Raw genomic sequence first — 16737 nt, 5'->3', positions numbered from 1 at the left:
AGGAGAGGCGGCCACCACGCCTGCCTGTTTCATGAGGTCACGTACGACCGAAGTGAGGCAGCATGGCCGACGGCACCCTGGACACCCGCCCGCCCGAAGGGCTGAAGGCCAACGCGATCGGGTTTCTCGACGCGCTCGTCATCGGCCTCAACGCCACCTCGCCCGCGTACTCCCTGGCCGCGGCCATCGGGCCGGTCGTCGCTCTGGTGGGTGTCTACGCCCCGGGCGTCATGCTCGCCTCCTTCGTCCCGATGCTGCTGATCGCCTCGGCGTTCTACTACCTCAACAAGGTCGACCAGGACTGCGGGACGACCTTCTCGTGGGTCACCCGGGCGATGGGCCCGTGGGCCGGCTGGCTCGGCGGCTGGGCCATCACGATGACCGGCGTCCTGGTGGTCGGGTCGCTGGCGGACGTGGCAGTGACGTTCGCGCTGCTCGCCTTCGGTCTCGACAGCTGGGTCGACAACGAGTTCGTCCGCCAGACGCTCACGGTGCTGCTCATCATCGTGATGACGGCCGTGTGCGTCATCGGCACGGAGGTCTCGGCCCGGGTGCAGAACGTCCTGATCCTCGCGCAGGTCGCCTGCCTGCTCGCGTTCGCCGTGGTGGCGCTCTACCGGGTCTACGCCGACACCGGCACGCTCGACTCCGTGGATCCGGCGTTCGGCTGGCTCAACCCCTTCGGTGCGGGAGGCGCCGATCTGACGGCGGGTCTGCTGCTGGGCGTGTTCATCTACTGGGGCTGGGAGTCCGCGGTCAACCTCACCGAGGAGGTCGAGAACTCCGCCACCGCTCCCGGCGAGGCGGCCGTGTGGTCGACGGTCATCCTGCTGGTGACCTATGTGTCGGTCGCCTACGCGGTGGTGGCCTACGCGGGGCCGGCGTTCCTGTCCGAGAACGCCGCGGAGGAGGAGTTCATCTTCGCCCTGCTCGCCGACGAGGCGATGGGCGGCTGGGACTGGGTCGTACTGCTGGCGGTGTCGACCTCGGGCCTCGCGTCGACACAGACGACGATCATCCCCGCCTCGCGCACGGCGCTGTCCATGGCCCGTCGGCACGCGCTGCCGAACCACTTCGGGCACATCCACCCGCGGTTCCGCACACCCGACGTGAGCACGTGGTGGGTCGCGGGCATCGCCATCGCCTGGTATCTCGTCGTCCGCCAGATCAGCGAGAACGCCCTGTTCGACTCGCTGACCGCGCTGTCCCTGCTGATCGCGTTCTACTACGCGCTCACGGGCATCGCCTGCGCGGTCTACTACCGGCGCCATCTCACCGAGAGCCCGCACAACTTCCTGCTCATCGGCCTCGGCCCGCTTCTCGGCGCCGGGCTGCTGGTCTGGCTGCTGGTCGAGTCGGTCGGAGACATGGCCGATCCGGACAACTCCTACAGCGGCGTCTCGTGGTTCGGGGTCGGTCCGCCGCTGGTCATCGGCATCGGCATCACCCTCGCCGGTGTCCTCCTGATGCTCGTGTGGCGCCTCGTGTCCCCGGTCTTCTGGTCGGAGCACCCGGAGGTGGCCGACCCCGATCTCGTGCACGGCGACAAGGAGCACTGAAGATGTCGGTCGTTGTCGGCTACGACGAGTCCCCGGGCGCGGTCCGCGCGCTGCACGTCGCCATCGAGGTGTCGGCCGCGTTCGGCGAGCCGCTCGTGCTGGTCTACGGCGCGGCGGCGCCCGGCGCCCTCGGCGAGGAGTACACCGCGCACCGCGACGCCGTGCGGGAGGCAGGGCGCACCGCGCTCTCGCACGCCGTCGAGGTGGCCGCCGAGGCCGGGGTGCGGACCACCGTGGAGGTCATCGACCGCAAACCGGCGGAGGCCCTGATCGACGCCGCGACCCGCCATGCGGCAAGGGTCATCGTGGTCGGCAGCTGGGGTGAGAGCCCGCTGCGCGGGGCCCTGCTGGGCTCCACACCCCACAAACTGCTGCATCTCGCGCGCACTCCGGTGCTGTGCGTGCCCACCGAACCGTGAGCGCCGCCCTAGGCCGTCCGGCCCGCCACGGTCCACTTCGACGGCAGCTCGATCCGGGTGCCGTCGGTCGCGTGTTCCGCCGTGGTCAGCGGCAGGTCGCCGCTTGCGATGACCGTGAGACCGGCCGCGCGCAGATACTCGGGCACGGAGGCGTCGGCGACCTCGCCGGGCGCGATGCCGTGCCGGAAGATCGGCGCGAGCTTGGCCGGCGGTCCCGACGGGCTCTGCGCGAGGCCCAGCAGCACCGGCTTGGCGGTCTCGGAGAGTTCGACGAGGAAGACCCGGCCGCGCTCACCGACCAGAGTGGCGATCGCGTCCACCATCGACTGCCGGTCGTCGGGCTCGGCCTGGTGCAGCACGCCCCGCATGTAGATGTTGACGTCACCGAGCTCGGCGTGCAGCGTCTCCGCCTCGGCCTTCTCCACGGCGTCGAACACCCGGTAGGTCGCCTGCCCGGCGGGGTCGGCGCTCTTCGCGTGGTCGACGGCCGCCGCGGACAGGTCGGCGCCGACGACGCGCGGGAAGCGTTCGGCGAGGAAGCGGGTCTGGGTGCCGTTGCCGCAGCCCAGGTCCACCATCGGCAGGCCCGGATCGGTCAGGTGCGGTTCGAAGAGGGCCAGATGGCGTCCGGCGGTCAGGGCCGGCTCCGCGTCCCAGAACACCGCCCCCTGCTCGGCGGGCGCTTCACGCCAGAAGCCCTCCCAGGCCTCCCGGTACCGACTCGTCACGCTCATGACCGACTCCCCAGGTAGCGATGGCGGCCCGTCGTGAAGTGACGGGCGAGTACGGTCTATCGCGGCCCGGTTTCAGCCACAAGCGCGCGGCGCATACCTTCACTCCCCATTCGACATGGGAGCGCCGTCGTACGCCCGTCGGGGCGCACGGGGTCAGCGTCGCGGGAGCGTGAGTTCGAACCAGACGGTCTTGCCGGCGTTCCTCCGGCTCGTGCCCCACTCGCGTGCGAGCGTGCTCACCACCCGCAGCCCGCGCCCGGCCTCGTCCTGCGGGCCGGCACTGAGCAGGGTCGGCAGCTCGTGATCGTCGTCGTCCACCTCGCACAGCAGCGTGTCGCCCCGCACCAGGCGCAGTTCGACCGGGCGGCCGTGGGAGTGCCGTACGGCGTTGGTGACGAGCTCACTGACCATCAGCTCGGCGGGTTCGGCGAGGCCGGCCAGCCGCCACTCGTGCAGCTGCTCGCGGACGGCGGCGCGGGCCCGGCCGACCTCCGCCGGGTCGAGGGCGATCCGCCATTCGGCGACGTCCTGCGGCTCGATGCCGTTCAGACGGGCCATCAGCAGCGCCACGTCGTCCTTGCGGCCGCCGCGGGTGTTGAGGGCGCGGATGATCGTGTCGCAGGCGTCGTCCATGGAGGCGGCCGGGTGGGCGGCGGACTCGCACAGGGTCGCGAGCCCGACACCGATGTCTTCGCCGCGCACTTCGACCAGGCCGTCGGTACACATGACAAGCCGGTCGCCGGGCTCCACGCGCACGCGCACCGCCTCGAAGGGCACTCCGCCGACGCCGATCGGCGCCCCCGTGGGCAGGTCGAGCAGCTCGCTGCGCCCGTCGTCGGCGCGGACCAGGACGGGCGGGATATGACCGGCGTTGGCGATCTGCAGTTCGCTCGCGATCGGGTCGTAGACGGCGTACAGACAGGTCGCCAGGTAGCTGTCGCCGAGGCGCTGGGCGAGGTCGTCGAGGTTGCGCAGGAGCTGGGCGGGCGGCAGGTCCAGGGCGGCCATGGTCTGCACGGCCGTACGCAACTGGCCCATCATGGCGGCCGAGTTGAGGCCGTGGCCCATGACGTCGCCGACGACGAGGGCGGTGCGGGCGCCGGGCAGTTTGACGGAGTCGAACCAGTCACCGCCGACGCGACCGAGCAACGTACCCGGCAGGTAGCGGGTGGCGATGTCGCAGCCCGCCATGCGCGGCGGGATGTGCGGCAGCATGCTGTCCTGGAGGGTCTCGGCGACGCTCTCCTGGTAGGTGTACATGCGCGCGTTGTCGAGCACGAGGCCCGCGCGGGCGGCGAGTTCGGCGCCGGTGACGCGGTCCATGTCGTTGAACTCGACGCGCTCCGGGTGCCGCAGCAGGATCATGAAGCCGAGCACGACGCTGCGGGCCTTGAGCGGTACGACCAGCATGGAGCGGTTGGTGATCAGCGGCCGGATGTCACGCTTCTCGAACTGCGAGGCGATGGCGTGGCCCATCTGCTCGCTGATCCGCGGCACGAGCACGGGCTCACCGGTGGTCATGCACTGGAAGAACGGCGTGTGGGCCGGAAAGGGCATGGCCTCGCCGACCGGCACGACGTCTTCCCAGCGGCCGGGTTCGTCCGTGTGCTCGAGGGCGACCCGGTGCCACATGGTGGTCGTGTCCGGCACGCCCTCGGAGAATCCCTCGCCGGCGACGACCTGTTCGCGCAGATAGGTGCCGGCGACGTCGGTGAAGCGGGGCACGACGGCCCTGCTGACCTCGATGATGGTCTGCGCCAGGTCGAGGGAGGTGCCGATACGGCCGCTGACCTCGTTCAGGAACTCCAGCCGTTCGCGTACGGCGGCGTATTCGAGGTCCTCGACGTCGTCGGCCTCCTCCTGCGCTAACGGCAGCCCCTGAGCGGCGGCGCGGGCGGCCCGCTCCCGACGGGCCCTGCGCTCCACGCGCCGGGGCACGCCCCAGTCGGGCGTGACGGGCACCCGGTCGTTCTGGCTGAACTCAAGTACCGGATAGCCCAGTTCGAGGATCTGCCCCACGATGCGCGCGCTCTCGTCGACGCTCATGCTGGGCAGGATCTCGGGGAGCCTGTGGGCGAGTTCCTCGGCACCGGGAAAGTCGGTGTGCAGGGCGAAGCCGGGGGCGACGCGCTCGTAGCCGGAGTCGTCGTCGCGGTCATCCTGCTGGAGGCGGCCCACGTCGGCGCCGAGCACGAGCATGCGCTCCGGGCCGGGACCCACCAGGGGGTAGGCCCACCACAGGACATCGACCCGGTCACGCTCGGGCACGGTGAGGCGGGCGCGCCCCGCGGCGGGGTAGTACAGCCGTCCGTCGAGGGACGTCTCCAGGTCGTGACCGAGTCCGTCGTAGGCCGAGTACGCGCCGTACGGGGAGATGTCGTCGTCCTCGGGCAGCGCGCCGGAGACGGGCAGCAGATCGACCGCCGGACGTCCGATCGCCTCTTCCTTGGTGGCGCCGAACAGACGGCGTGCGCCGGAGCTCCAGTGGGAGACGAGGCCCTCGCGGTCCACGACGACCACGGCCAGCGGGATGCGTCCGGACACGGCGTGCTCCGCCACCGCGCCGTCCCTCTCGGTGCCACGGTCCATGGCCCAGGCCCTCTCTCCCCAAGGCTCCGCAAGATCTGCGCGCCCACACCACCGTACGGCTCCGGGCCGCGATGGTGTGCGGCAATGCGGGAATTGGTGTATCGGGATCACAACGACCGGTGGGGGTACCGGAGTTCCCGCCCGGCGCGCGTCCGTGCAGCACAGCCCCGGTGCGCGGGCACCGGCGTCAGTCCTCGTGACCCAGCTGAAGATCGCGTTCCGTACGGCCTCCGCCGGCGACCTGGAGGACGGTGGCGACCGGCGGGTAACCCGCGGCGATGACCGTGTACTCGCCGGTGGCCAGGTCGACGAACCGGAAGGTTCCGTCGGGGCCCGTCGTGAGCGTGTCCATGACGTTGCCGGCCGCGTCGAGGAGGGTGACGCGCGCGTCCTCGACGGGCCGTCCGCCGCCCGCCCGTACGGTCCCGCGCAGCAGGGCGCCGCCGGCGAGTTCGATGTCCTGACGGGTCTCGCGGGCCGCCTTGACGGTGACCGGGACGGCGGCGGGGCGGAAGGCGGGCGCGCTCGCGGCGAGGGTGTACTCGCCGGCGACCAGTTCGGTGATGACGTAGCCGCCCTCGCGCCCACTGCGGGTGGTGGCCACGACCTCGCCCTGGACGTCGGTGAGCGTGACGGTGGCGTCGACGGGTGTGCCGTCCGGGGTGAGCACCCTGCCGGCGAGGCGTCCGGCACCGCCGAGGACGATGTCCAGCTCGACGGGACGCTCCCCGACGGTCACGGTGACGGCCTGCGGCTGGTGGCCGCCGGCCGCGGCGATCATGACGTAGGTCCCGGAGCCGGGCATGGCCAGCGCGTAGTGCCCGTCGTCGCCGCTCGCACCGCGTCCGACCTGCTGCCCGGCGACGTCGATGAGGGTGAGCGCCGCGTGCGCGACCACGGTGCCGTCGTGGTGCTGCACGGTGCCGCGGACGGTGACCGCGCCGCCGCGCGCCGAACGGGCCGGAGGGATCTGGCTGTTCACCGGCGCCGATTCCGTCTCCGGGGCCGGGGCGTTGTGGGACACCAGGGGTTTCTCCTTGAGGAAGAAAGCGATGAGCAGGCCGAGGACGAGCACCGGCACGAGGTACAGGAAGATCCTCGGCATGGCGTCGGCGTAGGCCTGGATGTAGTCGTCGCGCAGGGCCGGGGGCAGGCTGTGGACGAGCTGCGGGGTGATGGACTCGGCCTCGGGCAGCCGGCCGCCCGCGCGCGGGGGGAGTCGTTCGGCCAGGGCGTCGGTGAGCCGGGCGGCGAAGAGGGTGCCGAAGACGGCCGCGCCGACGCTGCCGCCGATCTGCCGGAAGTAGTTGTTGGCGCTGGTGGCGGTGCCGAGGTCGGCGGGCCGCACCGAGTTCTGCACGGCGAGGATCAGGACCGGCATCACCATGCCGATGCCTGCGCCGAGGACGGCCATCCAGATGCTGTAGTGCAGCCGGGGCGTGTCGGTCTCCAGGCGGGACAGCAGCCACATGCCGACGGCCGCGAGGGCGCTGCCCAGCACGGGGTAGAGCTTGTAGCGGCCGGTGTGGCTGATGAGCTGGCCGCAGATGATCGAGGCGCCGACGATGCCGCCCATCATCGGCAGCATGAGCAGGCCCGACTCGGTGGCCGTGGCCCCGTCGACCATCTGGAGGTAGGTCGGCAGATAGCTGGCGGCGCCGAACAGGGCGACGCCGATCACGAGCCCGACCAGGCCGGTGACGTTGAAGACGGCGTCCCGGAACAGGCGGAGCGGGATGAGGGGTTCGGCGGCGAAGCGTTCGACGACGAGGAAGAGGACGGTGGAGAGCGCGGCGCCCGTGCCGAGGCCGAGGATGACGCGGGAGTCCCAGGCGTGCTCGGTGCCGCCCCAACTGGTCAGCAGGACCAGGCAGGTGGAGGCGGCGGCGAGCAGCAGACAGCCGAGGACGTCGAGCCGGGCCCTGGCCCGGGGCTTGGGGAGCTTCAGTACGACGGCGACGACGGCCAGGGTGACCAGCCCGAAGGGGACGTTGATGTAGAAGCACCAGCGCCAGGAGAGGTGGTCGGTGAAGTAGCCGCCCAGCAGGGGCCCGGCGACCGACGCCAGTCCGAAGGCGGCGCCGATCAGGCCCATGAAACGGCCGCGCTCACGGGCCGGCACGATGTCCGCGATGATCGCCTGGACGCCGATCATGAGCCCGCCCGCGCCGACGCCCTGGACCGCGCGGTAGGCGATCAGCTGGTCCATGGTCTGCGCCCGCCCGGCGAGCGCGGAGCCGACGACGAAGACGACGATCGCGAACTGGAAGACGCCCTTGCGGCCGAGGAGGTCGCCGAGTTTGCCGTAGATCGGCAGGCCGACGGTGGCGGTGAGCAGGTAGGCGGTGATCGCCCAGGACATCCTGTCCAGGCCGTGCAGTTCGCCGACGATCTTCGGCAGCGCGGTGGCGACGATCATCTGCTCCAGCGCCGCCAGCAGCAGCGCGAGCATCAGCCCGACGAAGACCAACCGCACGCGGCGCGGGCTCAGTTGGTTTCCGGCGCCTGGGGGCGGAGCCTGTGGAGGAGGTGCGGTGACGGTTTCGTCCTGCACCAGAGTCGTGCCGCCCACGGACCGCTCCCCTCGCCGTACCTGCTCACATTTCCCGCATTAGGCGACAACTACGAGCAAGCACGGCGAGTTACGGCACTGTCCCGGTCTCGGCGGAGATCCACTCGATCCGGTGAGGGGACCAAGGACCCGCGGGCGACCGGGACTTACTTCTCGACCTCGGTGGCGAGCTTGGCGAGCAGCGCGTCGTAGATCCGGCCGAGGCCCTTGGGCGCGAAGGTCTTCTCGAAGAAGCCGCCGATGCCGCCGGCGCCCTGCCAGGTGGTGGTGACGACCACCCGGGACTTGCCCTCGCCGGCCGGGGTGACCCGCCAGACGGTGACCATGGAGGAGTTGCGGTCCTTCTCGACGAGCTCGCCGTCGGTGGGCTCGCTGACCTCCAGGAGGCAGTCGCGCACGCGCTTGCTGGTGGCCTGGAGCTTCCAGTGGACGAGGGTGCCCTCGCCGTCGCCGCCCTCGCGCACCTCGTACTCGCTGAAGTGCTCGGGCAGCAGACGCTGCCGGGTGCCGCTGTAGTCGGCGAGGGCGTCGAACACCTTCTCCGCGTCCGCCGCGACGACCCGCTCCGTAGTGGCCTCGACCTGCGCCATTGACTTCCTCCAGGACCAGAGTTCTCGGGGTTGGAGCAAGCCAACCACCCCGCTGGCCGCCCACCCAAATCGGGGTCCCGAACTGCTCCCCGAAGCGATCGCACAGTGATCGAAAACGAAGCTCCGGCAGAGGTCGCACGATCAAGGGAACATGTGTTCTATTCTGAGGGCAGTGCTACCGAGGAGGCACCATGCGCTGGGAAAACCTCACCCTGGAGTCCGAACACAGCCGGGCCGACGCCGCGCTGTTCGGCGCGGACGCCGTGGTCACCCGCACCTTCGACACGCCCGAGTTCGCCGGGATCACGTTCCACGAGATCCGGGCCCGGTCGATCATCAACCGGGTGCCGGGCGCCTCGCGCATGCCCTTCGAGTGGACGGTGAACCCCTATCGAGGCTGCTCGCACGCGTGCGTGTACTGCTTCGCCCGCAAGACCCACAGCTATCTGGACCTCGACACCGGCCTCGGCTTCGACTCCCAGATCGTGGTCAAGGTGAACGCCCCGGAGCTGCTGCGCCGCCAGCTGTCCTCGCGCCGCTGGCAGGGCGACCACATAGCGATGGGCACCAATGTCGACTGCTACCAGCGCGCGGAGGGCCGCTACCGCCTGATGCCCGGCATCCTCGCCGCCCTGCGCGACCAGGCCAACCCCTACTCGATCCTGACCAAGGGCACACTGATCCTGCGCGACCTCGACCTGCTGAAGCAGTCGGCCGCGGTGACGGACGTCGGCATCTCCGTCTCGGTCGGCTTCGTCGACCCCGAGCTGTGGCGCACGGTGGAGCCCGGCACACCCGCCCCCGAGCGGCGGCTGGACGTCGTACGGACCCTGGCCGAGCACGGGCTCGGGTGCGGGGTGCTGATGGCGCCCGTGATCCCGTTCCTGAGTGACAGCCCGGCCCAACTGAGGGCCACCGTGCGGGCGATCGCCGCGTCCGGGGCGACCTCCGTCACTCCGCTCGTGCTGCATCTGCGGCCCGGGGCCCGCGAGTGGTTCATGGCGTGGCTCGCCCGGCGGCACCCGCACCTGGTGCGCCGGTACGAGCGGCTGTACGCCGACGGCGCCTACGCGCCGAAGTGGTACCAGCGCCGGATCACCCGCCAGGTCCACGAGCTGGCACAGGAGTACGGCATCGGGCCGACGCACGCGGGCATGCCCCGGCGGATCCCCGAGCCCGAGCCGGCCGAGCCCGCGATGACCGAACCGACCCAACTCACCCTCATTTGAGAGCATTCGAGGGCATCCCTCGACCCAATCGGGTCAAGTCTGATCATAAGATGTTCTTCCGGGCTCCCTTGCCGGGACGATGCGGCCAGGACCGTGACCCGCGCGGTCCGCGAACCTCCGTCCTGGGAAGGACCCCATGGGAAAACGCGCAGCCGTACTGTGCGGTGCCGCCGTCCTCGTCGCCGGGACCGTGACGGCCGTCCCCGCCCAGGCGCACTCCGCGCCCCTCAGCTGGAAGAAGTGCGGCACCGAGAAGTACCCGACGCTCCAGTGCGCGTCCCTGAAGGTGCCGCTCGACCACAGCGCCCCGCACGGGCGGCAGATCACCCTCGCGCTGTCCCGCGTCCCGCACACCGCGAAGAAGTACCAGGGCCCGCTGCTGGTCAACCCCGGCGGCCCGGGCGGGAGCGGCCTCACACTCGCCGGATTCGTCGCCTCGGCGCTGCCCAGGGCGGTCGCGGCCCAGTACGACGTCATCGGCTTCGACCCGCGCGGGGTCGGCAGGAGCAGCCCGGCCCTGTCCTGCCGGCCCGGTCACTTCTCCCCGGTGCGCTCCGACTCGGTGCCGAGCACCTGGCGGATCGAGCAGGCCAACCTCGACCGCGCCAAATCCTTCGCGCGGGCCTGCGCCAAGAAGTACGCGGACGTGCTGCCGTACATCGACACGGTCAGCGCGGCGCGGGACATGGACCGGATCCGGGTCGCGCTCGGCACGCGGAAGATCAACTACTTCGGCTACTCCTACGGCACCTACCTCGGCGCGGTCTACGCCAAGCTCCACCCCGGGCGGGTGCGGCGCGCGGCCCTGGACTCGGTCGTCGACCCGACCGGTGTCTGGTACGAGGACAACCTCGCCCAGGACCTCGCCTTCGACGACCGGCACCGCGCCTTCCTGGCGTGGGTCGCCAAGTACGACGCGCGCTACCGGCTCGGCACCGATCCGGCGAGGGTCGAGGACAAGTGGTACGCGATGCGGGCGGAGCTGGCGAAGAAGCCGGCCGGCGGCAAGGTGGGGGCCGCCGAACTGGAGGACACCTTCCTGCCCGGTGGCTACTTCAACGGCTACTGGCCCTATCTCGCGGAGGCGTTCGCGGCGTACGTGACCGCCGGGAAGACCGAGCCGCTGGTCAAGGCGTACGAGACCCTGGGCGCCTCCGACGCGTCGGACGAGAACGGCTACAGCGTCTACACGGCCGTGCAGTGCCGGGACGCCGCCTGGCCGCGCGGCTGGCCGCGGTGGCGGGCGGACAACCGGGCCGTGTACGCCAAGGCGCCGTTCATGACCTGGAACAACGCCTGGTACAACGCGCCCTGCGCGTTCTGGCCGACCGACGCGCTCCGCCCGGTGGACGTCGCCAACCGGAAGCTGCCGCCGGTCCTGCTCTTCCAGGCGACCCACGACGCCGCCACCCCCTACCAGGGCGCCGTCACGGTCCACCGCCGGCTGGCCCGCTCCAGCCTCGTCGTCGAGCGCGGCGGCGGCAACCACGCCGTCACCCTGGGCGGGAACGCCTGCCTGGACAAACACCTCGCGGCCTATCTGCGGGACGGCACGGTGCCGCGCGGCACGGGCACGGTCGACGCGACGTGCGAGGCACGCCCCGACCCGAAGCCGCTGAACTCCAAGTCGGCGTCACCGGGCACCGAACTGCACGAGCTGGTCGGGTTCCGGCCCTGAGCGAACCGGCGGTCCGCCGGGGGCGTTGTCAGACCCGTGGTCCAGGATGGACGCATGAGTGAGCTGACCAGGATTCCCGCCCCCGACGGGGTCGCCCCCGCCGCCCAGTACTCGCATGTCGTGCTCGGCCGGGGCCGTTTCGTCGCCGTCTCCGGTCAGCTCGCCCTCGACGAGGACGGCAGGATCGTCGGCGAGGGCGACCCGGCGGCGCAGGCCCGCCAGGTCTTCGAGAACCTGCGGCGCTGCCTGGCCGCGGCCGGGGCGACCTTCGACGACGTCGTCAAGCTCACCTATTTCGTCACGGACATGGCCCATATGCCCGCCGTCCGCGCGGCCCGCGCGGAGCACATACCCGACGACCGGCTGCCGGCCGCGTCGGCGGTCGAGGTCGCCGGGCTGGTGCGGCCGGAGTTCCTGATGGAGGTCGAGGCGTACGCGGTGCTGCCGGACTGAGCGGTGCTGCCGGATTATTCGGAGGCGGCCGTCCGGCCCGCTGCCTATCGTCCCCTCATGAGCGACGACCTCCTACGGATCCGCCCCATGACCCTGGCCGACTGCCACCGTGTCGCCGAGATCCGGATCGGCGGCTGGCGCAGTGCCTACCAAGGCCTGATGCCGCAGTCCTATCTCGACGGGCTCGACGTGAGCGAGGACGCCGAACGTCGCCGCACCCACTTCTCCCGGGCCGACGGCAGCGTGGTGAACCTGGTCGCCGAGCGGGACGGCGAGGTCGTCGGCTGGGCCTGCCACGGCCCCTACCGGGCCGGCGAGACGCGCACCGAGGACGCCGAGTTGTACGCCCTCTACGTCGATCCCGGCCGGTACGGCACCGGACTGGGCCACGCCCTGATCCAGGAGTCCGTGCGCCTGTGCACGGCGGCCGGGCACGCCCGGATGCTGCTGTGGGTCCTCGAGGGCAACGCCCGGGCCCGGCGCTTCTACGAGCGGGCGGGCTTCCGGGCCGACGGCGCCGTGGAGCCCTTCGAGGTGGGCGGGGTGGAGGTGCCGGAGGTGCGGTACGGGCGGGCGCTGGGGGCTCATCGCTGATGCGGGATCCTCGCCAGGGCCCGTACGGCCGCCTCCGCCAGGGCCGGGTGGGCCAGGGCCTCGTTGAGGACCTGGCGGGCGCGGGCGTCGCCCAGCGCGCCGAGGCCCTCCACGCAGGCCAGCGCCACGCGGCGGTAGGGGTCGTGCGGGCGCAGACGTCGTTGCAGGGTGGTGATCAGGGCGGGGACGGCCTCGGGGGCGCGCAGTTCGACCAGGAGCCGGACGGGGTGCAGGGCGTAGGCGACGCGGAGTTCGTTGGTGGCGAGGGCGGCCGCCGCGCGGGCCGTGCGCGGGTCGCCGAGGCGGGCGAGGGCGTGGGCGGCGGAGACACAGCGCTCCGGGTCGCGGTGGTTCAGCAGCAGGACGAGTGACTCGAAGGCCCGCCGGTCCCCGGCCAGGCCCAGCCGGAACGCGGCCAACTCCCTGGCCCACAGCGGCTGTCCGGGCGCGGTGAGCACGCCGGCCAGTTCGTCGAGGTCCTCGGTCGCCGCCAGACTCTCGTACGCGGCCGACGCCCCGGCCTCCTGCCGTAAGCGCTCCGTGAGTGATCGCAACTCTTCGTCCATGAAAGGGAGCGTAGGCAAGCGATCGTCTTCGCGGGACCTACATCACAAAGACGAGGTCTGGCGCGCTCGTTACCCGCCGGTTAAGCTCATTGGAGCGAGTCACCCACTCGCAGAACTGCTTGCAGCGGCCTGGTGACGCAGCCGCCGCGAGTGTGTGTCGGTTCGGTACATCGAGTACCGCAGGACGACCCGGCTCCGGGACAGGGCCGGTCGGATTCACCGTTCCCCGAGGCGTGTGCGCGCTCTCGGCGACGGTCCCGGGCGTGTGCGCCCGTAGCCCGGCAGTACACCCGCATTCACTCCTTTCCGCACCCGGTGCGCCTTCCCGGCGCACCCGGGCGCGTTTCCAGTCGTCACCCTCATTCCTGGAGTCCCGCGATGGCCACTCCCCTGTCCGACACCCCTCTGTCCCCGCTCACGACCGTCGCCGTCGTCGGCCTCGGCACCATGGGCACCGGCATCGCCGAGGTCCTGGCCAAGGCCGGTCGCGAGGTCATCGGCATCGACATCAGCGAGGCCGCGACCGCCAAGGCCGTCGCCGTCCTGGAGTCCTCGACCGCCCGCGCCGTGCAGCGCGGCCGGCTGACCGAGGACGAGCGCGCGGAGGCCCTCGCCCGCATCCGCACCTCCACCGACCTGCGGGCCGCGGCCGACGCGGACCTGGTCATCGAGGTGGCTCCGGAGTCGTACGAGATCAAGCACCAGATCTTCCGTGAGCTGGACGGGATCGTGCGCCCCGAGACGATCCTGGCCACCGGCACCAACGCGCTGTCGGTCACGCGTCTCGCCGCCGACTCGGCCCGCCCCGAGCGCGTCCTCGGCCTGCACTTCTTCAACCCGGCCCCCGCCATGCGGCTGGTCGAGGTGGTCTCCTCGGTGCTGACCGCGCCGACGGCCGTCTCCGCGGTCACCAACCTCGCCCTGGACCTCGGCAAGGAGCCCGTCGCGGTCGGCGACCGGCCCGGATTCGTCGCCGACGGGCTGCTGTTCGGCTACCTCAACCAGGCCGCCGCGATGTACGAGGCGAAGTACGCCTCCCGCGAGGACATCGACGCCGCCATGCGGCTCGGCTGCGGACTGCCGATGGGCCCGCTGGCCCTGCTCGACCTGATCGGCATCGACACCGCCCGCACGGTCCTGGACGCCATGTACGCCGAGTCCCGCGACCGGCTGCACGCCCCCGCGCCGATCCTCAAGCAGCTCAGCGAGGCCGGCCTGACGGGCCGTAAGTCGGGCCGCGGCTTCTACACCTACGAGGCCCCCGGCAGCGCCACCGTCGTGCGGGACGGGCTGACGCCGCCGGAGGGCGCCGCCCTCACCCCCGGCCGTACCGTCCGCTCCGTCGGTGTCGCGGGCTCGGGCACCATGGCGTCCGGCATCGCGGAGGTCTTCGCCAAGGCCGGCTACGAGGTCGTGCTGGCCGCCCGCAGCGACGAGAAGGCGCAGGCCGCGAAGGCCCGGATCGGCAAGTCGCTGTCCCGCTCCGTCGACAAGGGGCGGATGACCGCCGAGGCCGCCGCGCAGACCCTCGACCGCATCACCGCGGCCGGTACGTACGACGCGTTCGCCGACGTCGACCTGGCCGTCGAGGCGGTCGCCGAGGACCTGGAGATCAAGCGGCAGCTGTTCGCGACGCTGGACAAGGTCTGCAAGCCGGGCGCGGTGCTGGCCACCACCACCTCGTCGCTGCCCGTCGTGGCCTGTGCCCGCGCCACCTCGCGCCCGCAGGACGTGATCGGCATGCACTTCTTCAACCCGGCGCCGGCGATGAAGCTGGTCGAGGTCGTCCGTACGGTCCTGACGGTCGACGACGTCCACGCGACGGTCCGCGAGGTCTGCGCGAAGGTCAGGAAGCACGCGGTCGACTGCGGCGACCGGGCCGGGTTCATCGTGAACGCGCTGCTGTTCCCGTACCTGAACAACGCGATCAAGATGGTCCAGGAGCACTACGCCTCGCTGGACGACATCGACGCGGCGATGAAGCTGGGCGGCGGCTACCCGATGGGCCCGTTCGAGCTGCTGGACGTCGTCGGTCTCGATGTCTCGCTGGCGATCGAGAAGGTGCTGCACCGCGAGTTCCGCGACCCGGGCCTGGCCCCGGCGCCGCTCCTGGAGCACCTGGTCGCCGCGGGCTGCCTCGGCCGCAAGACGGGCCGGGGCTTCCGCGAATATGCCCGGCGCTAAGGGGCGCCCCGGCGACTGGTTCGCAGGCGGTCAGGAGTGGGGCGGGCTGCTGGACCCCGGCGGCCCTCCCCCGGCCGCCCGGCGCGGCCCGCCCCCGCCCGCCCCGGGCGGGGGAAACCCCGTACATGCGCATCAAGCTGCGCACATGCAGTACGTTCGGGTCATGTCCCAGCCCGCCAAGTCCTCACGTACCTCAGCCGCGTCCGACGCGCCGGAAAGTGCCGCCGGCAGTCGCGCGGCCGCCCAACGGCTCAAGATGCGCCGCGAACTGGCGGCCGCGGCGATGGAGCTGTTCGCGACCAAGGGGTACGAGGCGACCACCGTCGACGAGATCGCGGCCGCGGCCGGGGTCGCCCGTCGTACCTTCTTCCGCCACTTCCGCTCCAAGGAAGAGGCGATCTTCCCCGACCACGACGACACCTTGATCCGCGCCGAGGCGGTCCTCAACGCGGCACCCGCGCACGAGCACCCGCTCGACACCGTGTGCCGCGGCATCAAGGAAGTCATGAAGATGTACGCGGCCCGGCCGGAGATCTCGGTCGCCCGCTACAAGCTCACGCGCGAGGTGCCCACCCTGCGCGAGGCGGAGATCGCCTCGGTGGCCCGCTACGAGCGCCTGTTCACCCGCTATCTCCTCGGCCACTTCGACGAGCACGCCCACGACGACGACGCCAACGACGACCCGCTGCTGGCGGAGGTCGCCGCGTCCGCCGTGGTCACCGCGCACAACCACGTCCTGCGGCGCTGGCTGCGCGCGGGCGGCCAGGGCGACGTGGAGTCGCAGCTCGACCACGCCTTCGCGATCGTGCGCAGGACCTTCGGGACCGGGATCGGGGCGGGCCGGGACACCACACCGCGCAGCTCACCGGCCTCCGTGGCCGCGCAGGGCGAGGTGCTGGTGACGGTCGCCAGGACCGACGCCCCGCTGGACGAGGTGATGCGGACGATCGAGCAGGCGCTGAAGGAGCGGGTCTAGGCGGTCCCGGCCCGGGGGCCCTGGGCCCCACGCCGTGCGCACGCGATGGATCCCCGGTGGGAACCATCGCGTGGGCTCGTCCGTCCTCCATGTCGAGGCACGATCTTCGTGGTGTGCGACGGAAGCGAGTTGCCATGCAGGCGGACGACCCGACCAAGCTCGAAGCCACTCTCGCCGACGGACGGCGCCTGACCCTGTCGCTCCCGCGGAGCGACGCGAGGTGGGCCGCGGACGGCATCCAGGGCCTGCGCGTCGTCCCGCCCACGCACACGGGCCGCGGCGAGGAGCCGCCCGCCCTCCCCGACGAGCCGATGCTGCCCCTGAAGGTGGCCCTGCTCGGTCTGGACGGCTAGCCCCGAGGCCCGACACCCGACGCCAGGCCGCCCCGTGACCGGGGCGGCTTTTTCGTGCCCGCGGACCCATGCCGTGTCCGGCCGACAACTTTCGGATGGACGGCAGAGGGCGACCGATAGCGCCCGATTGATACCTACTCGCGAGTAGCTTTGATCGATCATCGCTCATTTGTTACGTAAAGATTTCATCTGAGAGCAACTTCTGGCACCCAGTGCCTTGCCGGATGACACGCGGTGCCAT

General features: G+C 71.5%; 14 protein-coding genes. 9 read left to right on the top strand and 5 right to left on the bottom strand.

Going from position 1 to position 16737, the window contains the following annotated elements; genetic code table 11:
* The first annotated feature begins 62 nt into the window (after positions 1-62).
* Positions 63-1559 carry an APC family permease gene (locus ACIRD7_RS03145; protein WP_403448978.1) on the top strand — a complete coding sequence of 499 codons (1497 nt, stop codon included), beginning with the start codon at positions 63-65 and terminating at the stop codon, positions 1557-1559.
* A gap of 2 nt (positions 1560-1561) precedes the next feature.
* The gene (locus ACIRD7_RS03140; protein ID WP_403448975.1) at positions 1562-1978 is read left to right on the top strand and encodes a universal stress protein; all 417 of its coding nucleotides are present in this window, start codon (positions 1562-1564) and stop codon (positions 1976-1978) included.
* A gap of 8 nt (positions 1979-1986) precedes the next feature.
* Here the strand turns inward: ACIRD7_RS03140 and ACIRD7_RS03135 are convergent, their stop codons facing one another.
* The 4 genes from ACIRD7_RS03135 to ACIRD7_RS03120 form a co-directional block, all read right to left on the bottom strand.
* Positions 1987-2712: a class I SAM-dependent methyltransferase gene (locus tag ACIRD7_RS03135; protein ID WP_403448974.1), complete on the bottom strand. Its 726-nt coding sequence runs from the start codon at positions 2710-2712 to the stop codon at positions 1987-1989.
* Positions 2713-2865: 153 nt separating this feature from the next.
* Positions 2866-5301 carry a SpoIIE family protein phosphatase gene (locus tag ACIRD7_RS03130; RefSeq protein ID WP_403448972.1) on the bottom strand — a complete coding sequence of 812 codons (2436 nt, stop codon included), beginning with the start codon at positions 5299-5301 and terminating at the stop codon, positions 2866-2868.
* A 187-nt stretch (positions 5302-5488) separates the two neighbouring features.
* Entirely contained in the window at positions 5489-7873 is a 2385-nt protein-coding gene (locus tag ACIRD7_RS03125) for an MFS transporter (RefSeq protein ID WP_403448970.1), read from the bottom strand.
* 146 nt (positions 7874-8019) lie between these two features.
* A complete protein-coding gene (locus tag ACIRD7_RS03120; RefSeq protein ID WP_403448967.1) occupies positions 8020-8463 on the bottom strand; it encodes an SRPBCC family protein in 444 nt (147 codons plus the stop codon).
* A 191-nt stretch (positions 8464-8654) separates the two neighbouring features.
* Between ACIRD7_RS03120 and ACIRD7_RS03115 the strand changes: the two genes are divergently transcribed.
* The 4 genes from ACIRD7_RS03115 (at position 8655) to ACIRD7_RS03100 (ending at position 12417) form a co-directional block, all read left to right on the top strand.
* Positions 8655-9692, top strand: coding sequence for an Rv2578c family radical SAM protein (locus ACIRD7_RS03115; RefSeq protein ID WP_403448964.1), 1038 nt, complete (start codon positions 8655-8657; stop codon positions 9690-9692).
* A gap of 136 nt (positions 9693-9828) precedes the next feature.
* Positions 9829-11370 (top strand): alpha/beta hydrolase, encoded by a 1542-nt coding sequence (locus tag ACIRD7_RS03110; protein WP_403448962.1) that lies wholly within the window; start codon positions 9829-9831, stop codon positions 11368-11370.
* A gap of 54 nt (positions 11371-11424) precedes the next feature.
* Entirely contained in the window at positions 11425-11823 is a 399-nt protein-coding gene (locus tag ACIRD7_RS03105; RefSeq protein ID WP_403448959.1) for a RidA family protein, read from the top strand.
* A gap of 57 nt (positions 11824-11880) precedes the next feature.
* Entirely contained in the window at positions 11881-12417 is a 537-nt protein-coding gene (locus tag ACIRD7_RS03100) for a GNAT family N-acetyltransferase (RefSeq protein ID WP_403448957.1), read from the top strand.
* On the opposite strand, the gene ACIRD7_RS03095 is transcribed toward ACIRD7_RS03100, so the two are convergent.
* Positions 12408-12983 (bottom strand): adenylosuccinate lyase, encoded by a 576-nt coding sequence (locus tag ACIRD7_RS03095; RefSeq protein ID WP_403448954.1) that lies wholly within the window; start codon positions 12981-12983, stop codon positions 12408-12410. The two genes, ACIRD7_RS03100 and ACIRD7_RS03095, sit on opposite strands and share 10 nt — an antisense overlap.
* A gap of 378 nt (positions 12984-13361) precedes the next feature.
* Here ACIRD7_RS03095 and ACIRD7_RS03090 point away from each other — a divergent pair, with 378 nt between their 5' ends.
* The 3 genes from ACIRD7_RS03090 (at position 13362) to ACIRD7_RS03080 (ending at position 16496) form a co-directional block, all read left to right on the top strand.
* Positions 13362-15167, top strand: a complete 1806-nt coding sequence (locus ACIRD7_RS03090) for a 3-hydroxyacyl-CoA dehydrogenase family protein (protein ID WP_403448952.1) — start codon at positions 13362-13364, stop codon at positions 15165-15167.
* Between the two features lie 163 nt (positions 15168-15330).
* Positions 15331-16143 carry a TetR family transcriptional regulator gene (locus tag ACIRD7_RS03085; protein ID WP_403448949.1) on the top strand — a complete coding sequence of 271 codons (813 nt, stop codon included), beginning with the start codon at positions 15331-15333 and terminating at the stop codon, positions 16141-16143.
* Positions 16144-16277: 134 nt separating this feature from the next.
* Positions 16278-16496, top strand: a complete 219-nt coding sequence (locus tag ACIRD7_RS03080) for a hypothetical protein (RefSeq protein WP_403448946.1) — start codon at positions 16278-16280, stop codon at positions 16494-16496.
* The last annotated feature ends 241 nt before the right edge of the window (positions 16497-16737 follow it).

The organism is Streptomyces sp. NPDC093568 (genome assembly GCF_044764945.1).
Taxonomy (GTDB): Bacteria; Actinomycetota; Actinomycetes; order Streptomycetales; family Streptomycetaceae; genus Streptomyces.
The sequence above is the reverse complement of the archived record's forward strand: the minus strand, read 5'-3'. Positions and strand labels throughout refer to the sequence as shown.

What these genes read in the sequence shown, in the direction of transcription:
- ACIRD7_RS03135 (WP_403448974.1), bottom strand. Translation starts at nt 2,712, where the DNA reads ATGAGCGTGACGAGTCGGTACCGGGAGGCCTGGGAGGGCTTCTGGCGT.
- ACIRD7_RS03130 (WP_403448972.1), bottom strand. Translation starts at nt 5,301, where the DNA reads ATGGACCGTGGCACCGAGAGGGACGGCGCGGTGGCGGAGCACGCCGTG.
- ACIRD7_RS03090 (WP_403448952.1), top strand. Translation starts at nt 13,362, where the DNA reads ATGGCCACTCCCCTGTCCGACACCCCTCTGTCCCCGCTCACGACCGTC.
- ACIRD7_RS03115 (WP_403448964.1), top strand. Translation starts at nt 8,655, where the DNA reads ATGCGCTGGGAAAACCTCACCCTGGAGTCCGAACACAGCCGGGCCGAC.
- ACIRD7_RS03145 (WP_403448978.1), top strand. Translation starts at nt 63, where the DNA reads ATGGCCGACGGCACCCTGGACACCCGCCCGCCCGAAGGGCTGAAGGCC.
- ACIRD7_RS03110 (WP_403448962.1), top strand. Translation starts at nt 9,829, where the DNA reads ATGGGAAAACGCGCAGCCGTACTGTGCGGTGCCGCCGTCCTCGTCGCC.
- ACIRD7_RS03095 (WP_403448954.1), bottom strand. Translation starts at nt 12,983, where the DNA reads ATGGACGAAGAGTTGCGATCACTCACGGAGCGCTTACGGCAGGAGGCC.
- ACIRD7_RS03105 (WP_403448959.1), top strand. Translation starts at nt 11,425, where the DNA reads ATGAGTGAGCTGACCAGGATTCCCGCCCCCGACGGGGTCGCCCCCGCC.
- ACIRD7_RS03120 (WP_403448967.1), bottom strand. Translation starts at nt 8,463, where the DNA reads ATGGCGCAGGTCGAGGCCACTACGGAGCGGGTCGTCGCGGCGGACGCG.
- ACIRD7_RS03140 (WP_403448975.1), top strand. Translation starts at nt 1,562, where the DNA reads ATGTCGGTCGTTGTCGGCTACGACGAGTCCCCGGGCGCGGTCCGCGCG.
- ACIRD7_RS03085 (WP_403448949.1), top strand. Translation starts at nt 15,331, where the DNA reads ATGTCCCAGCCCGCCAAGTCCTCACGTACCTCAGCCGCGTCCGACGCG.
- ACIRD7_RS03080 (WP_403448946.1), top strand. Translation starts at nt 16,278, where the DNA reads ATGCAGGCGGACGACCCGACCAAGCTCGAAGCCACTCTCGCCGACGGA.
- ACIRD7_RS03100 (WP_403448957.1), top strand. Translation starts at nt 11,881, where the DNA reads ATGAGCGACGACCTCCTACGGATCCGCCCCATGACCCTGGCCGACTGC.